This is a genomic window from Alteraurantiacibacter aquimixticola (genome assembly GCF_004965515.1).
Taxonomy (GTDB): Bacteria; Pseudomonadota; Alphaproteobacteria; order Sphingomonadales; family Sphingomonadaceae; genus Alteraurantiacibacter; species Alteraurantiacibacter aquimixticola.
The window spans coordinates 354,390-370,429 of the sequence record NZ_SSHH01000004.1; the positions used below are offsets into that span (position 1 = coordinate 354,390).

A 16,040-nucleotide genomic window follows, 5' to 3' on the forward strand; every position below is an offset into this window, starting at 1 on the left:
TCAGAGCATCCCGAGCTCGAGGCGCGCCTCGTCGCTCATCTTCGAAGGGTCCCAGGGCGGGTCCCAGGTCACGTTCACTTCGGCATCGCGCACACCGGGGATCGCGCCGACGCGCATTTCGATTTCGCCGGGCATGGTCTCGGCCACCGGGCAATGCGGCGTGGTCAGCGTCATGGTAACGGCGACGTCCGCATCGTCCGACACCTCTACACCGTAGATCAGGCCGAGATCGTAGATGTTCACCGGGATTTCAGGATCGTAGATATCCTTCAGCGCCTCGATCACCGCCTCGTAAAGCTCGCCGCCGGGCGCGCCCGCTGCCACGCCTTCGGGCTTCTTCTGCAGGAAGCCCTCGAGGTAATCGCGCTTGCGCTCCAGCTTCTCCGCCGCGCTTTCCTCCACATCGGAGACCTTGGCGCGCGGGGGCTTCTCGACGCTCTCCACCAGTTCCGCATTGGGCGGCGGAGCGGCGACGAAATCGGTTGTGTCGTCTGGCTTGTCCATCAGCCGAAGATCCTCTTGGTACGTTCGATGCCGCGAATGAGCGCGGCGACATCGGCCTCGTCGCTATAGAGGCCGAAACTGGCGCGTGCCGTGGCGGGCACGCCGAGATGGTCCATCAGGGGCTGGGCGCAATGGTGCCCGGCGCGGATGGCGACATTTTCCTCGTCCAATATGGTGCCGAGGTCGTGCGGATGAATACCGTCGATCGCAAAACTGACGATGCCGGCGCTGTCTTCGGGTCCGAACAGCATCACATCGTTCATCGCGCCCAGCGCCGCGCGGGTTTGCGCCACCAGCGCGCTTTCATGCGCGTGGATCGCCTCGAGCCCGATGGCGGAGACGTAATCGCAGGCGGCACCAAAGGCGACGGCCTCGGTGATCGCAGGCGTCCCGGCCTCGAAACGCTGCGGCGGCGGGGCATAGGTGGTCTTGGCGAACGTCACCTTGTCGATCATCGCGCCGCCACCCTGGTAAGGGGGCATGGCGTCGAGGATCTCGGCCCTCGCCCATAGTGCGCCGATCCCGGTCGGGCCATAGAGCTTGTGGGCGGAGAAGACGTAGAAGTCGCAACCCAGCACCGCGACATCGACCGGCAGGCGCGGCACGGCCTGGCAGCCATCGATCAGGATCTTCGCGCCCACGCCATGCGCCAGTTCGGAGGCGCGCTCCACATCGAGCACCGAGCCGAGCACGTTGGAGACATGCGCCAGTGCGACCAGCCTGTGCTCGCTCGTCAACATGGAGGCCAGCGCGTCGAGGTCGATCCGACCATCATCGGTGAGCGGGCAGACATCGATATGCGCGCCCTTGCGCTCCGCCAGCATCTGCCACGGCACGATGTTGGAGTGATGCTCCAGCTGCGAGAGCATGATGCGGTCGCCCGCGCCTACATTCACTTCGCCCCAGGTCGCGGCGACGAGGTTGATCGCCTCGGTCGCGCCGCGCGTGAAGACGAGCTCTTCCTCTTTCCCGCCCACGAACGCAGCCACGCGGCGACGCGCCGCCTCATAGGCGAGCGTCATTTCCGCGCTGCGGGCATAGACGCCGCGATGCACGGTCGCGTAATCGGCGCCCAGCGCGCGCGTCATCGCATCGATCACCGCCTGCGGCTTTTGCGCCGTGGCGGCGGAATCGAGATAGTGCCAGGCATCGCCCGTCGAGGTGAGCAGGCCGGGATAATCGGCCTTGCGGGACATGGTCGCGGTTACGGACATAGGGCAGTCGTCCACTGGTCATTGCCGCTGCGATAGCAACGCTGGCGCAGGCCCGCCTCGGTGACCCGATAGCCGCCCGCCGCTTCCTCGATCACCACGCGCCACTGCATCGCACGCACCGAATCGTCCTCCAGCCCCTCGGCGGAGAACAGCAGCATTTGCGATCCGCGCGCGCCGGGATAGTCGCTGACCTCACGCTCGGAAGGCGAATTGCGCCCGGTACCGGCGAGGTAATGCGCGATCACCGCGTCACCATCGGCGAAAGCCTCGCCCGGCGCGGCGAGCGGGGCGAAGGCCGCAGCGGGCACGAAACCCGTCTGCACCGTCTCCCGCGCAGTGCAGGAGGCGAGCACCAACGCCGCAAGGGCAAGGGCGGAGGCGCGGGTCATGCCGCTGCCCCGTCTTCCAGCACTTGCAGCGCGGCATCGAACAGCCGCTCCTGTTCCGCATCGCCCTCCAGCGCCGCTAGCGCATCGGCAATAAAAGCGCGGATCAGCAGCTTCTTGGCCACATCGGGCGAAAGGCCGCGGCTGGCCATGTAGAAGCGCGCATTTTCGTCCATCTGGCCGATCGCCGCACCATGGGCGCATTTCACGTCATCGGCATAGATTTCCAGCTCGGGCCGGGCATTGGCCGATGCGCCCTTTTCCAGCAGCAGGCCCTTGAAGTCCTGCGCGGCATCGGTGCGCTGGCCCTCGCGGCCGACATCTATGCGGCCGAGGAAGTTGCCCGTCGCCTGACCCCAATGGACGGAGCGCACGACCTGGTTGGACGTCGCTTCCGCAGCGCCATGCGCCGTGCGGGTGACGAATTCGCGCACCGCATCGCCGCCGCCAATCGTCACGCCGCCAAATTCGAAATGCGCGCCCTCGGCCAGCGCGATCTCGACTTCGACGCGGGTGTAGTCGCTGCCTGCGATCACCACGAACAGCTCCGCCCGTGCGCCCTTGGCAACATCGAGGCGGATGCGGTGCAATTCCGGCGCATCACCGCCCACGACCATGCAATGGCGCTGCGTCTCGCCCGCGCCGATGCGGACCTCTTTCCAATTGTCGAGCGCGTCAGGCGCGAACTGCGCCAAGGCGTCGAAATCGGCATAGCGCCATTCCTCGTCGCGAATGGTGGGAAGTGCGCTCATGCCGCTACCGCCTCATAGCCTTCCTCTTCCAGCTGCAGCGCGAGGTCCGCGCCGCCGGTTTTGACCACGCGGCCGGCCACGAGAACGTGGACGAAGTCGGGTTGCACGTAGTCGAGCAGGCGCTGGTAGTGGGTGATCAGCAGCACGCCCTTTTCAGGCTTGCGCATGATCGCGTTGATCCCGTCGCCCACGGTGCGCAAGGCATCGATGTCGAGGCCGCTATCGGTCTCATCCAGCACGGCGAGCTTCGGATCGAGGATGCCCATCTGCACCATCTCGTTGCGCTTCTTCTCGCCGCCGGAGAAGCCGACATTCACATTGCGCTTGAGCATTTCCATGTCGAGCTTGAGCAGCGCGGCCTTTTCCTTCGCCAGCTTGAGGAAATCGCCGCCCGAAAGCGGTTCTTCCCCGCGCGCCTTGCGCTGCGAGTTCAATGCCTCGCGCAGGAACTGGACGTTGGAGACGCCGGGAATTTCGACCGGGTACTGGAAGCCGAGGAAGAAGCCCGCCGCGGCGCGCTCATGCGGGTCCATGGCGAGCAGGTCTTCACCCATGAAGGTCACCGAACCCTCGGTCACTTCGTAACCCGGACGGCCGCCCAGCACATAGGCGAGCGTGGACTTGCCCGCGCCATTGGGGCCCATGATCGCATGGATCTCGCCCGCGCCCACTTCCAGCGTGACGCCTTTGAGGATCTTCTTTGCCCCAGAGTCACTGGAGACTTCGGCGTGGAGGTTTTCGATTTTCAGCATGTCTTACTTCCTGTCGCGGGCCACACGGCCTCGCCTCATATCTTCACCGTGCTTGCGGCGTGCTTCACCCTTGTCGGCGATGCGCATGCGCATGCCGGCGGTGATGCGCGCGAGCACTTCGTCCATATTCTCGAGGATATCGGCAGCCTTGATCCGCATCACGCGGATGCCGACCGATTCCAGGCTCTTGTCGCGGCGGCGGGTGATCGCGGGATCGTCCCCCTCCTCGTCGATGGCGATGGCCATGCCGAGGACGTGGCAGTTGAAATCGACGATTGCCGATCCGACCACCGCGTGCCGCTTGAACGTATAGGGGCCGAGCGCCGCCTTGGCGAAACGATCCGCCAGCGCCTTGTGCGCCTCGGACGGATGCCGCCGCATCTCGCGCGCCTGCTCATGCAGCACGTCGAGCCGCTTCTCCGAAATTTCCCACCCGCGGCCCTTCTTCTTGAGCGCGGGGGCTTCGGCGTCGCCGGAAGCTTCGGGGAGCTTGAGGGTTTTACGGTCGGTCATGGCTGGGCCTCGATAGCGGCATGATTCGCAATGCGGCGATCCAACAATTTCCGCATCGCCACACCAAGTCCGGCAGCACCGATTGCTGGGATAAGGTGCGATCTTACGAGGCCTGAAAGGACATCGAGCTCACTCGTAGTCACGCCTTCGACAGCCAGAGCGCGAATTTCCATTCCCGCAATCATGACTATTGAGGCTCCGCCGAGAGCGGCGATCCAAACCAGTAGAGAGCGCCATGATCTTCCATGGATCACGCCTGCAGCGAGTGGCAGAGCTACATAAGTCACGACCCATCCCGCCAACACGTAGGGATGAGGTCCAGCGGGTTGGAGCCCTTCAAATCTCTCGGCGGCCAAATTTGCCGCCACAAGGAAATCCATCACCCCACGCTCCCCTCAAGCGAGATCGCCAGCAGTTTCTGCGCTTCGACCGCAAACTCCATCGGCAGCTCTTTCAGCACGTCCTTGGCGAAGCCGTTGACGATCAGCGCCACGGCCTCTTCCTCGTCCAGACCGCGCTGCATCGCGTAAAACAGCTGGTCGTCGCTGATCTTGCTGGTGGTCGCCTCGTGCTCGATCTGGGCGGTGGGGTTCTTCACCTCGATATAGGGCACGGTATGCGCACCGCACTCGCTGCCGAGCAGCAGGCTGTCGCACTGGGTGAAGTTGCGGACATTGTCGGCATTGGCGCCCACGCGCACCAGGCCGCGATAGGTGTTGTTGCTTTTGCCCGCCGAGATGCCCTTGGAGATGATCGTGCTGCGGCTGCCCTTGCCGTTATGGATCATCTTGGTGCCGGTGTCGGCCTGCTGGTAATTATTGGTGACGGCGACCGAGTAGAACTCGCCCACGCTGTCCTCGCCATTGAGCACGCAGCTGGGATACTTCCACGTCACTGCGCTGCCGGTTTCCACCTGCGTCCAGCTGATCTTGCTGCGCGCGCCCTGGCACAGGCCGCGCTTGGTGACGAAATTGTAGATCCCGCCCTTGCCCTGCGCGTCACCCGGATACCAGTTCTGCACGGTCGAATACTTGATCTCGGCATCTTCCATCGCGACCAGTTCGACCACGGCGGCATGCAGCTGGTTCTCGTCGCGCATCGGCGCGGTGCAGCCTTCGAGATAGGAGACGTAGCTGCCCTTCTCGGCAATGATCAGCGTGCGTTCGAACTGGCCGGTATTCTCCGCATTGATGCGGAAATAGGTGCTGAGCTCCATCGGGCAGCGCACGCCTTCGGGGATGTAGACGAAGGTGCCGTCCGAGAAGACCGCGCAGTTGAGCGTGGCGAAGTAATTGTCGCGCTGCGGCACGACCTTGCCGAGCCACTTCTTCACCAGCTCCGGGTGTTCCTTGATCGCCTCGCTGATGGACAGGAAGATAACGCCCGCCTTCTTCAGTTCTTCGCGGAAAGTGGTGGCAACGCTGACGCTATCGAACACCGCATCCACGGCCACCTTGCGCGCGCCTTCGACACCAGCGAGCACTTCCTGCTCGGCAATCGGGATGCCCAGCTTGTCGTAGACGGCCTTGATCTCCGGATCGAGTTCGTCGAGCGATTCGAGCTTCGGCTTCTGCTTCGGCTCGGCGTAATAATAGGCGTCCTGGTAATCGATCTTGGGGTAGCCGACCTTGGCCCAGTCCGGCTCCTCCATGGTCTGCCACAGGCGGAAAGCCTTCAGGCGCCAATCGAGCATCCATTCCGGCTCATTCTTCTTGGCCGAAATGAAGCGGACGGTATTTTCGTCGAGGCCCTTGGGCGCGAATTCCTGCTCGATATCGCTCGACCAGCCGAATTCGTAATCGGCGGCCTTCGCGGCAGCTTCGCGGGCCTCCTTGTCCTGGATTTCCTCAAGATTGCTCTGGTCGGTCATGCGGGGATCTGGTCTTTCACGGAATCGGGAAGGCGGGCGAGTTGCGGCAGCTTCACGTTGTCGAGCGCACTGCGCAGGGTTGTGTTGACGATGCTCCAATGCGGGCGGACGGTGCATTTGGCTTCCAGCCCGCAATCATGCTTGCCGTCCTCGACGCAAGCCGTCAGCGCGATAGGGCCTTCCACCGCCTCGACGATATCGGCAAGGCTGATGGCGGCCGCCGGGCGCGCCAGCTGGATGCCGCCACCTGCGCCGCGCATGCTCTTGAGCAGGCCCGCGCGTGACAGCGTGCTGACCAGCTTTTGCACCGTCGGCAGCGGCAGGCCGGTCTCTTCCGCCAGTTCACCGGCGGAGACTCGCGCGAATCCGCAGTGGCGCGCGGCGGCGCACATGGTGACGACGGCGTAATCTGCCATGCTGGACAGGCGCATGAGGGTCCACCTGATTGCTAATCGGAGTGATTCGTTCCGATTTCACCTAGTGACGGAATTCCGCGGTTTCAACGCCTCATCGCCTGTTGCGAGTCGTTAGCAGGAATGCGGACAAAAAAGGGGCGGCCCCAGCAAGTGAGGCCGCCCTTTAAGTCGAGAACCCGTCGCGTCAACGCGTCGAGCCCTTCGGGTCGCAGAAGTGTAGCTATCAGAGTCGTGGGGAATTGGTTTGTAAGGAAACGACACCGCGTTGCAGAAATCGTGAAAATTCAGCTTTCAAGGTCGATAGTGCCGCTTTTGACCTAGTGTTCGCCGATGGTCGTGGGCTGGACAACATCGAATCGACAGGCAGGCCGCGCTTTGCCATAGGCGCGCCATGCTCTACCGCCTGCTTCGTCCCGCCATTTTCGCCATCGATCCGGAGCGGGCGCATCGCCTGACCATCGCCGCGCTGAAACTGCGACCCAAGCCGCACAAGCATTCGGCGGGCGGTCCGCTGGCGACAGAGGTGGCGGGCCTCCACTTTCCCAACCCGCTCGGCATGGCCGCCGGCTTCGACAAGGATGGCGAGGTGCCCGATGCGCTGCTAGCCATGGGCTTCGGCTTTGCCGAGGTCGGATCGATCACTCCGCGCCCGCAGGAGGGCAATCCCAAGCCACGCCTGTTCCGCCTGGTGGAGGACCGCGCGGTGATCAATCGCATGGGGTTCAACAATGGCGGCGGCGAGGCGGCCGCGGAGCGCTTGGCGGAGCGGCTGTGGCGCGGCGGGATCGTGGGCATCAATATCGGCGCCAACAAGGATTCGGCCGATCGCGTGCAGGATTATGCCGCGATGACCAACCTCATGGCTCCGCTGGCAAGCTATCTCACCGTCAACATTTCCAGCCCCAACACGCCCGGCCTGCGCGCGCTACAGGATGAAGGCGCGCTTACCGGCTTGCTCGATGCAGTCATGTCGGTGCGCGAGGTGAGTGCGGCGATGCATGGCGGTCATCGCCCGCCGGTCTTCCTGAAAGTCGCCCCCGATCTCGAGCCCGCCGATGTCGACGCGATATCGCGCATCGCGATGGACAAGCAGTTGGGCGGGCTGATTGTCTCCAACACCACTATCGCCCGCCCTCCCTTGAAGTCCGAACATGCGGGCGAAGCAGGAGGCCTCTCCGGGGCGCCGCTCAAAGGCCCCGCGCTCGAACGTCTGCGCGATTTCCGCAAGGCAACCGGCGGCGCCCTCCCGCTGGTCGGCGTGGGCGGGATCGCCACGGCGGAAGATGCGTGGGAGCGGATCCGCGCCGGCGCATCCCTGGTGCAGCTCTATTCCGCCATGGTCTATCGCGGGCCAGGCATCGCGAAGGAGATTACGCGCGGGCTGGAAGCGCTGATGAAGCGCGATGGCTTCAGCTCGATTGCAGAGGCGGTGGGAAGCGAATAGGCTCGCACCCATGCTCCGCCATATCCTGCTCGCGCTATCCGCGCCGCTCGCCCTTTCCGCATGTACCACGATCGAAGCTGCCGCGCCGCAGGCAGCGCTGTCACAAGGTGTCGTCAGCGCCGCCGATCCGCGCGCGGCCGAGGCCGGGGCCGCGATGTTGCGCCAGGGCGGCACTGCTACCGATGCGGCCATCGCCACCATGCTGGCGCTGACCGTGGTCGAACCGCAAAGCTCGGGAATTGGCGGCGGCGGTTTCTACCTGCGCGGAACGCCCGAAGGCGAGGTGGTGACGCTGGATGGACGCGAGAAAGCACCCGCTGCGGCAACTCCAGAGTGGTTCCTCGACGAAGACGGCGCACCCCTGCCCTTCCCGCGCGCCGTGCTGACCGGCCTCTCCATCGGCGTTCCGGGCAATATCGCCCTCGCCGCCGAAGCGCATGACCGATACGGCAAGCTGGGATGGGAGCAGCTGTTCCAACCCGCCATCGCCCTGGCGCGTGACGGGTGGGAGATCACGCCGCGCTTCGTCGAATTCCTGCAATTCGCGCAGAACCGCGCCGGGCTGACCGATTCGGGACGCGCGCTGTTCTACGATGCGCAAGGCAACCCGCTGCCCGCCGGGACGGTGGTGCGCAACCCGACGCTCGCCGCGACATTGGAGCATATCGCAGCGGCGGGGCCTGAAGCCTTCTACAATGGCGAGTGGGCCGAAGGCATGGCCGCAACCATCGCCGAAGCGACACCCCGCGACGGACGGATGACCGCCGTCGATATCGCAGACTACAGCGCCGTGTGGCGGCAGTCCCCCTGCGGCACCTATCGCGAATACCGGATCTGCGGGATGGGCCCGCCTTCGTCCGGCGCGACCACCGTCTTTGCCGTGCTGAAGCAGCTCGAGGGCTTCGACCTCGGCGTGTTGGGCCCCGATTCGCCTGTCGCATGGCACCTCTTCGCCGAGAGCCAGCGCCTCGCCTATGCCGATCGCGAGATCTACCTCGCCGACAATGATTTCCTGCATGTCCCCGTCGCCGGACTGATGGACGATGACTACCTCCGCCAGCGCGGTGCACTGATCTCCGCCAATGCACGCATGGCCAATGTCGAGGCCGGAACACCGCCCGGCGCACGCGCAATCATGGGCGACGGGGCGGAGCCGGTCGAAAGCGGCACCAGCCATTTCGTCGCGGTGGACGCATGGGGCACTGCCGTGTCCTATACTTCCACGATCGAAGGGCCCTTTGGATCCGGCCATATGTATGGCGGCTTCTATCTCAACAATGAGCTGACCGATTTCAGCTTCGTGCCCGAACGAGACGGACTGCGGGTGGCGAACCGGGTGCAGGGCAGCAAGCGCCCGCGCAGCTCGATGGCGCCGACGCTGGTCTATGGGCCGGACGGAGAACTGGTGCTGGCCATCGGCGCGGCCGGAGGCGGGACGATTCCCGTGCAGGTGGCAAAAGCGCTGATGGGCGTGATCGATTTCGGACTGCCGGTCGAACAGGCGATTGCGCTGCCCGGTCTCTATTCGCCCGGCGACACGATCGCGGTGGAGGAGGATTCGCCGCTCCTGGCCATGCGCGCCGATTGGGAAGCGTTGGGTCACACGGTGACCGCGCGACGCATGCCGTTCAAGGCCAATGCCGCGCAGCTGGTAGGCGGCATATGGGTCGGGGCCGCCGATCCGCGCAGCGAAGGCGCGGCGGCTACACCCTGATCTTGCCCGCAAAGCCCCCCGCGCCTAGGTATTGCCCCAAGATACATGCCCGGCACGAACCGGGCACAGGTCATATCATGGGAGTTCACCAGCCTTGCAGCTGCAGGATATCGAGAATGCCCGGAGCCTGGTAGGTCTGTTCCTCCAGCGCGCCGACGAGCAGGGCGACAAGCCCTTCCTGACCGCCAAGATCGGCGGGACATGGACGCCGGTGAGCTATGCCGAGGCGGCGCGTCAGGTGTGCCTGCTGTCCGAAAAGCTGGTGGCGATGGGGCTGAACCCCGGCGACCGGGTGATGCTCGTTTCCGAGAACCGCCCCGAATGGGTGATCGCCGACCTTGCCATCATGGCCGCAGGCTGCATCACCACCCCTGCCTATACCACCAATACCGAAGGCGATCATTGCCACATCCTCGACGATAGCGGCACGCGCGCCGTCGTCGTCTCCAACAGCAAGTTGGCGCAAACGCTGTTCGCAGCCATGTGGCGTGCGGGCCGCGCCGAACACGTGATCGCCATAGAGGGCATATCCAACGCCCAATCGGGCCGGTTCACCATCCACCAGTGGAAGGACCAGGTGACAGGCGATGCCGAGGCGGCACGCGCCGCGGTCGAGCAGCGCATCGCAGGCGTCACGCGCGACGATATCGCCTGCATCATCTATACCAGCGGCACCAGCGGGAGCCCGCGCGGCGTGATGCTGCACCATGGCGCCATCCTGCATAATTGCATCGCCGCTGCCGAACTGCTGGAAAATGATTTTGGCTGGGAGGAGGAGCGCTTCCTCTCCTTCCTGCCGATGAGCCACGCGCTGGAGCACACGGCGGGCGTCTACCTGCCCATGGGCCTCGGCGCCGATATCTGGTTCGCCGAAGGGCTCGACAAGCTGTCCTCCAATCTGGAGGAAGCGCAGCCCACTTTCATGATCGTGGTCCCGCGCCTGTTCGAACTGCTGCGCGGCAAGATCATCAAGGCGGTGGAGAAGCAGGGCGGCGCGGCGGGCTACCTGCTCGACAAGGCCATCGCCATGGGTGAGCGGCAGATTGCCGGGAAGAGGTCGCTTAAGGACATTCCCACCGGCCTGATGCTCAACTTCACGCTGCGGCCCAAGATCCGCAAGAGTTTCGGCGGGCGGATCAAGGCGCTGGTTTCGGGCGGCGCACCGCTCAATCCCGAAGTCGGCGGCTTTTTCCAGGCGATGGGGCTGGTGATGCTGCAGGGCTATGGCCAGACCGAGACCGCACCGGTCGTCGCCTGCAACCATCCCTCCGCCGGCATTCGCCTGAACACGGTCGGGCCGCCCCTGCGCGGTGTCGAAGTGAAGATCGCCGATGATGGCGAGATCCTGGTGCGCGGCGAATGCGTGATGAAGGGTTATTGGCAGAACCCGGAGGCGACCAAGGCGGCTTTGCCCGATGATTGGCTGCACACCGGCGATATCGGCCATTTCGACGAGTCTGGCCGCATTGTCATCACCGATCGCAAGAAGGACATCATCGTCAACGACAAGGGCGACAATATCGCCCCGCAAAAGCTCGAAGGCATGCTGACGCTGCAGCCGGAAATCATGCAGGCGATGGTGAGCGGCGACAAGCGCCCCTACATGGTCGGCCTGATCGTGCCCGATGCCGAATGGATGAAGTCATGGGCGCGCGAGAACGGCCATAACGGCACGTCGGCCGAGGAGTTGCGCGCCCTTCCAGAGCTGCAGAAGGCCATCAAGGCCGCGATCGACCGGACGAACAAGGATCTCTCAGTGATCGAGAAGGTGCGCAAGTTCACCCTGGCCGACGAGCCCTTCACGGTTGAGAACGACCAGATGACGCCGACGCTGAAAATCCGCCGGCCCTTCATTCGCGAGAAGTACCAGGAGCGGCTGGACGCGCTCTATTGAGCGCGACTCAGGCCGTTTCGTCCTCGTTTTCGTCCTCGATCCGCTCGGGATAGAAGGCCGCTTCGCGCATGGACCAGCCGGGTGCGGTGGCCGCGGCTTCGCTAAGGCTCTGGAGCAGGGTCTTGCGCGTGTCGGGGCGAATTTGCGGCAGAGCGGCTGCGGCAACGAATGCCGCAGGCAGGTAGGGACGCGCTTCGGCGCCCAGCAGCCGCTCGTAAAGAAAACGATAGGCCGAAAAGCTCTCGATCATTTCATGCGCGAGGTCTTGCGCGGAAATGCGGGTCAGGGTGCCGATGAAGTCGGCAACACCATCCATGGCCGCAACATCGGGAACCTTGCTGCGCAGCACGCGCAATTCGCGATAGGCGAGGTATTGCGCACGGATCGAGGAATAGTCGCCGCCCTCGCTCGATGCCCACGACTTGAAGGCGTCACCCCGGCCCATGAACACGTCGAGGCTGCGTGTGATGAACGCCTGCTCATCCGCAGAGAAGCCCGCGAATTCGCGCATTTCGGAAATGCTGAGCGATGACGTCTTCGTATTGGCCATGAGTCGGGGCTCCTGCGTGTTGCAGGCATGATTCGCCCAACATGGTTAACATTCCGTTTGGACGAGCGGGTTGAAGGCACTAAACGGCCGGCGCAGACGGCCGCAAGGGCGAACGCCCGCCCGCAGCGGGGGCAGCTTGCCTGCCCGTCTAGCGAGGACCGCGCGCCCGGATGGGCGTGCGGCAAACAAGAATGCCCCTCAGATCAACCCGGCGAGCGGGCTGCTGGGATCGGCATATTTGCGCGTCTTCATCCGGCCGGCGAGGTAGGCGTCACGCCCGGCCAGCACCGCATGCTTCATCGCGCGCGCCATGCGGATCGGATCCTGCGCTTCGGCAATGGCGGTGTTCATCAGCACGCCGTCGCAGCCCAGCTCCATCGCCTCGGCCGCTTCCGACGCGGTACCCACGCCCGCATCGACCAGCACCGGAACGCCCGCCCCTTCGACGATCAGGCGGATGGTCACCTTGTTCTGGATGCCGAGGCCCGATCCGATCGGCGCGCCGAGCGGCATGACGGCGACCGCACCAGCCTCTTCCAGCTGCTTGGCGGCGATGGGATCGTCCACGCAATAGACCATCGGCTTGAAGCCTTCATTGGCCAGCACCTCGGTCGCCTTCAGCGTTTCGCGCATATCGGGATAGAGCGTGCGCGCCTCGCCCAGCACTTCCAGCTTCACCAGGTCCCAGCCGCCCGCCTCGCGCGCCAGGCGCAGCGTGCGGATCGCCTCGTCCGCGGTGAAGCAGCCAGCGGTATTGGGCAAATAGGTGATCTTCTTGGGATCGATATAGTCCATCAGCACCGGCTGGCTGGGGTCGGAGATATTGACCCGGCGCACGGCCACGGTGACGATCTGTGCCCCGCTCGCTTCCACGGCGGCGGCGTTCTGGGCAAAGTCCTTGTACTTGCCCGTGCCGACGATCAGGCGCGAGGTGAAGCGCTGTCCGGCAACTTCCCAGCTGTCATCGGGCGCGGAATCGGTGGTGATGGTGGGCATTTCGGTCATGGGCTGCGCGGTAAAGCTGTGCGCCGATGCGCGCAAGGGCACCGAAAAGGCTGGTGGTCAGCCGCCGCCGACGAAATGGACGATCTCCAGCACGTCGCCATCACCCAGCGGCACATCCTCCAGCGTCGAGCGGGGGGCGATCACGCCATTATGTTCGACCGCGACCTTTTCCGGCTTGAGGCCCAGCTCTCGCACGAGGTCGGCAATGGTCGCAGCCTCGCTGCGGCGCAGCTGGTCATTGACGGTGATGGATTTGGCAGCGCTCATGATGCGCGGGAGATAGGGCTTATGCCGGCTTGCGCAAGTTCAGGATGTGTCCGGCGGCGACGAGGATCACGCCGATGATCGTCAGCACCGCCTCCTCATAGCCGTGCCCCACTGCCAGCGCGCCGCCCATGAAGGACAGCCCCGTCATCGCCACCACGAACGGCGCGGCGCGGCGGTGGCGGATAGCGCCAAGGCCGATCGCCACGCCGGCAACGATCGTCGCCATCAGCAAGCCGAATTTGTGGATCGCGGGATCGAGCAGGAATGTGGCGCCCGCACCCATGCCCGCCACCAGCACCAGGCCCAGCACGCAGTGGACGAGGCAGAGGCAGGACAACAGCACGCCGACACGGTCAATCCGGTCGCGAATCCGGGTGAGGATCGAATCCATGCGGCCCATGTATGTAACTGTATAACATTGCGCAAGCGGAATTGCGTTGAAATGCGGGCGAAAAGCAGTCTTGCGATTTAGCTGTTGCAGGAGCACATCGGCGCGCATGAGCGCCGCAGCAGATACAATCGAGCCCGAGGGCAGCCCCTCTTCGCAGATTCGCCCGGTGGCGCTGGCGCGCTGGCTGTTCGCCGTCGCCGCGCTCGTCACGCTGATCGTGGCGGTGGGCGGGATCACGCGCCTCACCGAATCCGGCCTCTCGATCACCGAGTGGAAGCCGGTGACCGGCGCGCTTCCGCCGCTGACCGAGGCGCATTGGCAGACCGAGTTCGAAGCCTACCAGCAGATCGGCGAGTACCAGCAGGTCGCCGGGCCGCAGGGCATGACGCTGGAGCAATACAAGTTCATCTATTTCTGGGAGTGGTTCCACCGGCTGATCGGCCGCGTTATCGGCCTCGTCTTTGCCGTGCCGCTGGCATGGTTCTGGCTGAAGGGCGCGATTCCGCCCGGATACAAGCCGCGGCTACTCGCCCTCCTGGCGCTGGGCGGGCTGCAGGGCGCGTTCGGCTGGTTCATGGTCCGCTCGGGCCTCAATACAGAGATGACCGACGTTTCGCATTTCTGGCTCTCCATCCATTTGCTGACCGCGCTCTTCACGCTCGCCGGCCTTATCTGGACAGCACGCGACCTGCTCGTGCTCGACAAGGATTCCGGAGCGAAGCCCACGAGACTGACCGGACTGTCACTGCTGACGGCGATCATCCTGTTCATCCAGTTGCTGCTGGGCGCATGGGTGGCAGGTCTCAATGCCGGCCTAGCGTCGGACAGCTGGCCATTGATGCAGGGGCGCCTGTTCCCGGAGATCGGCTGGAACAACGGCTTCTTGTGGACGCTGACGCACGACCCATTCCTCCTCCACTGGCTGCACCGCTGGTGGGCGTGGGTCGCGGTCGCCGCACTGATCGTGATGGCGCGTGCGCTGAAAAAGGCGGGTGACCGTCCTGCTTCGATCTACATCCACTCGGCTTTCGGCATCCAGATCCTGCTCGGCATCGCCACCGTGATGACAATGGTGGAACTGTGGATCGCCGTCGCGCACCAGCTCGTCGGCGCGCTGCTGGTCGCCGCCACTGCATGGGGCGCGCACCGGCTGGGGCAGCGCGGCACATGAGCAAGGCGGCGCTCGCCTGGTGCCCGTTCCCGAACGAAGCGGAGGCGCGCGCGGTCGCCACACATCTGCTCGACGAGAAGCTGATCGCCTGTGCCAACATCCTGCCCGGCATGGTCTCGCTCTATGAATGGGAAGGCGAGCGGGGCGAGTCGAACGAGGTCGGCGTGCTGTTCAAGACCAGCGCGCAGCTGCGCGATTCCTTGGCCAAACGCCTGACGCAATTACATTCCTATGCAAGCCCGGCGATTATGCTATGGGACGTTGAGGCCGCACCGGAAACTACCGCAGAGTGGCTAGGGGGGTTGTAAACGGGAGCGCAAGTGAATGCATCTGGCTGATCGACGCCAAATGCTGCAAATGGCCTTGGGGGCAGCGATAATGCCGATCATCGGCACACGTGGCGGGTACGCCGCGGCCCTTCCGTCTGCGGGTCCCATCGCGCCGCCGTCGTGCCGCATGATCTATCGCCGCACACTCGATCGCGCTTTGCCCGGTGGCAGCGACAGCTTTGTCGTTACCCGCGACTTCGCCGTCACTTTCCAGGCAAGGGGCGATCAGGGTTTCGAGATTGTGGGCAAGCAGGTCGGCGCCAGCGTCTCCGTGCCGGAGAATATCGCGCATCTGGGCGAGCTCGAACGCCAACGGGTCGAGCACGGGATTTTCCCGCTTTATCTCGATGCCAGCGGCCATATCATCGACGGCGACGATCCCTATCCCAGCGCGATGATCGATGCCGCGCTGGCGGATGCGCAGCGCCGCTTCGCCGATCGCGGTGACGAGGTCGGGCTGCTTCTCGATGCCCTGCACTCGGCCGGCGAACACATGATCGCGGAACTGCCGCGCGACCTGTTCGCGCCCAGCGAGGACATGCGTGAAAATCGCAATGAAGTGACCCTGCCCTGGGGCGACCGGGGCGAGGTCATGACCCGGTTCGAGGCACGCCGCGATCCGGAGACGCGGCTGATGCGCACCGCCCACCGCGAAGTACGCACCTTGCTGGCAGGGGAAGAGCGCCGCAGTGCCGAAGCTTGGGAGCTGTTTCCCGCCCAGGATTGAGTGCGGTATTATTTTACCTCCTCGCAAAGCCGCATGAACGCTTGACTTGAGGCCTCTTCCAAGACAAATGGCGCGCCTTCGCAAGGCCCATCCGGCGATTCCGGACGGGCGGCGCGGCGAACCATTCGCGAGACAAGGAAT

Annotated in this window: 18 protein-coding genes; 6 read left to right on the forward strand and 12 right to left on the reverse strand. The window is 64.5% G+C overall.

Annotation, left to right across the window (positions count from 1 at the left end; all coding sequences use genetic code 11):
- The 8 genes from E5222_RS15385 to E5222_RS15420 form a co-directional block, all read right to left on the reverse strand.
- Positions 1-504 (reverse strand): SUF system Fe-S cluster assembly protein, encoded by a 504-nt coding sequence (locus tag E5222_RS15385; RefSeq protein ID WP_136694678.1) that lies wholly within the window; start codon positions 502-504, stop codon positions 1-3.
- Positions 504-1,718 carry a cysteine desulfurase gene (locus E5222_RS15390; RefSeq protein WP_136694679.1) on the reverse strand — a complete coding sequence of 405 codons (1,215 nt, stop codon included), beginning with the start codon at positions 1,716-1,718 and terminating at the stop codon, positions 504-506. Before E5222_RS15390 ends, E5222_RS15385 begins: the two co-directional genes overlap by 1 nt.
- Positions 1,709-2,107 (reverse strand): hypothetical protein, encoded by a 399-nt coding sequence (locus tag E5222_RS15395; RefSeq protein ID WP_136694680.1) that lies wholly within the window; start codon positions 2,105-2,107, stop codon positions 1,709-1,711. The genes E5222_RS15390 and E5222_RS15395 overlap by 10 nt, the downstream gene beginning before the upstream one ends.
- On the reverse strand, positions 2,104-2,856 hold the full coding sequence (locus E5222_RS15400) for a SufD family Fe-S cluster assembly protein (protein WP_136694681.1): 753 nt from the start codon (positions 2,854-2,856) through the stop codon (positions 2,104-2,106). The genes E5222_RS15395 and E5222_RS15400 overlap by 4 nt, the downstream gene beginning before the upstream one ends.
- Positions 2,853-3,608, reverse strand: a complete 756-nt coding sequence (gene sufC / locus E5222_RS15405; protein WP_136694682.1) for a Fe-S cluster assembly ATPase SufC — start codon at positions 3,606-3,608, stop codon at positions 2,853-2,855. The genes E5222_RS15400 and sufC overlap by 4 nt, the downstream gene beginning before the upstream one ends.
- A 3-nt stretch (positions 3,609-3,611) precedes the next feature.
- Positions 3,612-4,121, reverse strand: coding sequence for an endonuclease domain-containing protein (locus tag E5222_RS15410; protein WP_136694683.1), 510 nt, complete (start codon positions 4,119-4,121; stop codon positions 3,612-3,614).
- 379 nt (positions 4,122-4,500) lie between these two features.
- Positions 4,501-5,991, reverse strand: coding sequence for a Fe-S cluster assembly protein SufB (sufB, locus tag E5222_RS15415; protein ID WP_136694684.1), 1,491 nt, complete (start codon positions 5,989-5,991; stop codon positions 4,501-4,503).
- Positions 5,988-6,422: an SUF system Fe-S cluster assembly regulator gene (locus E5222_RS15420; RefSeq protein ID WP_136694685.1), complete on the reverse strand. Its 435-nt coding sequence runs from the start codon at positions 6,420-6,422 to the stop codon at positions 5,988-5,990. Before E5222_RS15420 ends, sufB begins: the two co-directional genes overlap by 4 nt.
- 376 nt (positions 6,423-6,798) lie before the next feature.
- Here E5222_RS15420 and E5222_RS15425 point away from each other — a divergent pair, with 376 nt between their 5' ends.
- The 3 genes from E5222_RS15425 to E5222_RS15435 all read left to right on the forward strand — a co-directional run bounded on the left by E5222_RS15425 (position 6,799) and on the right by E5222_RS15435 (position 11,459).
- A complete protein-coding gene (locus tag E5222_RS15425; protein WP_136694686.1) occupies positions 6,799-7,851 on the forward strand; it encodes a quinone-dependent dihydroorotate dehydrogenase in 1,053 nt (350 codons plus the stop codon).
- 10 nt (positions 7,852-7,861) lie between these two features.
- Positions 7,862-9,565, forward strand: a complete 1,704-nt coding sequence (gene ggt, locus E5222_RS15430) for a gamma-glutamyltransferase (protein ID WP_136694687.1) — start codon at positions 7,862-7,864, stop codon at positions 9,563-9,565.
- Between the two features lie 94 nt (positions 9,566-9,659).
- Entirely contained in the window at positions 9,660-11,459 is a 1,800-nt protein-coding gene (locus E5222_RS15435; RefSeq protein WP_136694688.1) for an AMP-dependent synthetase/ligase, read from the forward strand.
- A gap of 7 nt (positions 11,460-11,466) precedes the next feature.
- Here the strand turns inward: E5222_RS15435 and E5222_RS15440 are convergent, their stop codons facing one another.
- The 4 genes from E5222_RS15440 to E5222_RS15450 form a co-directional block, all read right to left on the reverse strand.
- A complete protein-coding gene (locus E5222_RS15440; RefSeq protein WP_136694689.1) occupies positions 11,467-12,009 on the reverse strand; it encodes a hypothetical protein in 543 nt (180 codons plus the stop codon).
- Between the two features lie 198 nt (positions 12,010-12,207).
- Positions 12,208-13,014: a bifunctional sulfur carrier protein/thiazole synthase protein gene (locus tag E5222_RS15445; protein ID WP_425456271.1), complete on the reverse strand. Its 807-nt coding sequence runs from the start codon at positions 13,012-13,014 to the stop codon at positions 12,208-12,210.
- 57 nt (positions 13,015-13,071) lie between these two features.
- Positions 13,072-13,281 (reverse strand): sulfur carrier protein ThiS, encoded by a 210-nt coding sequence (thiS, locus tag E5222_RS16930; protein ID WP_246021817.1) that lies wholly within the window; start codon positions 13,279-13,281, stop codon positions 13,072-13,074.
- Between the two features lie 19 nt (positions 13,282-13,300).
- Positions 13,301-13,672, reverse strand: coding sequence for a MerC domain-containing protein (locus E5222_RS15450; protein WP_136694690.1), 372 nt, complete (start codon positions 13,670-13,672; stop codon positions 13,301-13,303).
- A gap of 106 nt (positions 13,673-13,778) precedes the next feature.
- Between E5222_RS15450 and E5222_RS15455 the strand changes: the two genes are divergently transcribed.
- The 3 genes from E5222_RS15455 (at position 13,779) to E5222_RS15465 (ending at position 15,899) form a co-directional block, all read left to right on the forward strand.
- Positions 13,779-14,843, forward strand: a complete 1,065-nt coding sequence (locus E5222_RS15455; protein ID WP_136694691.1) for a COX15/CtaA family protein — start codon at positions 13,779-13,781, stop codon at positions 14,841-14,843.
- Positions 14,840-15,151: a divalent-cation tolerance protein CutA gene (gene cutA / locus E5222_RS15460; protein WP_136694692.1), complete on the forward strand. Its 312-nt coding sequence runs from the start codon at positions 14,840-14,842 to the stop codon at positions 15,149-15,151. Before E5222_RS15455 ends, cutA begins: the two co-directional genes overlap by 4 nt.
- Before the next feature lie 148 nt (positions 15,152-15,299).
- Positions 15,300-15,899, forward strand: coding sequence for a hypothetical protein (locus tag E5222_RS15465; RefSeq protein WP_136694693.1), 600 nt, complete (start codon positions 15,300-15,302; stop codon positions 15,897-15,899).
- Positions 15,900-16,040: the final 141 nt, after the last annotated feature.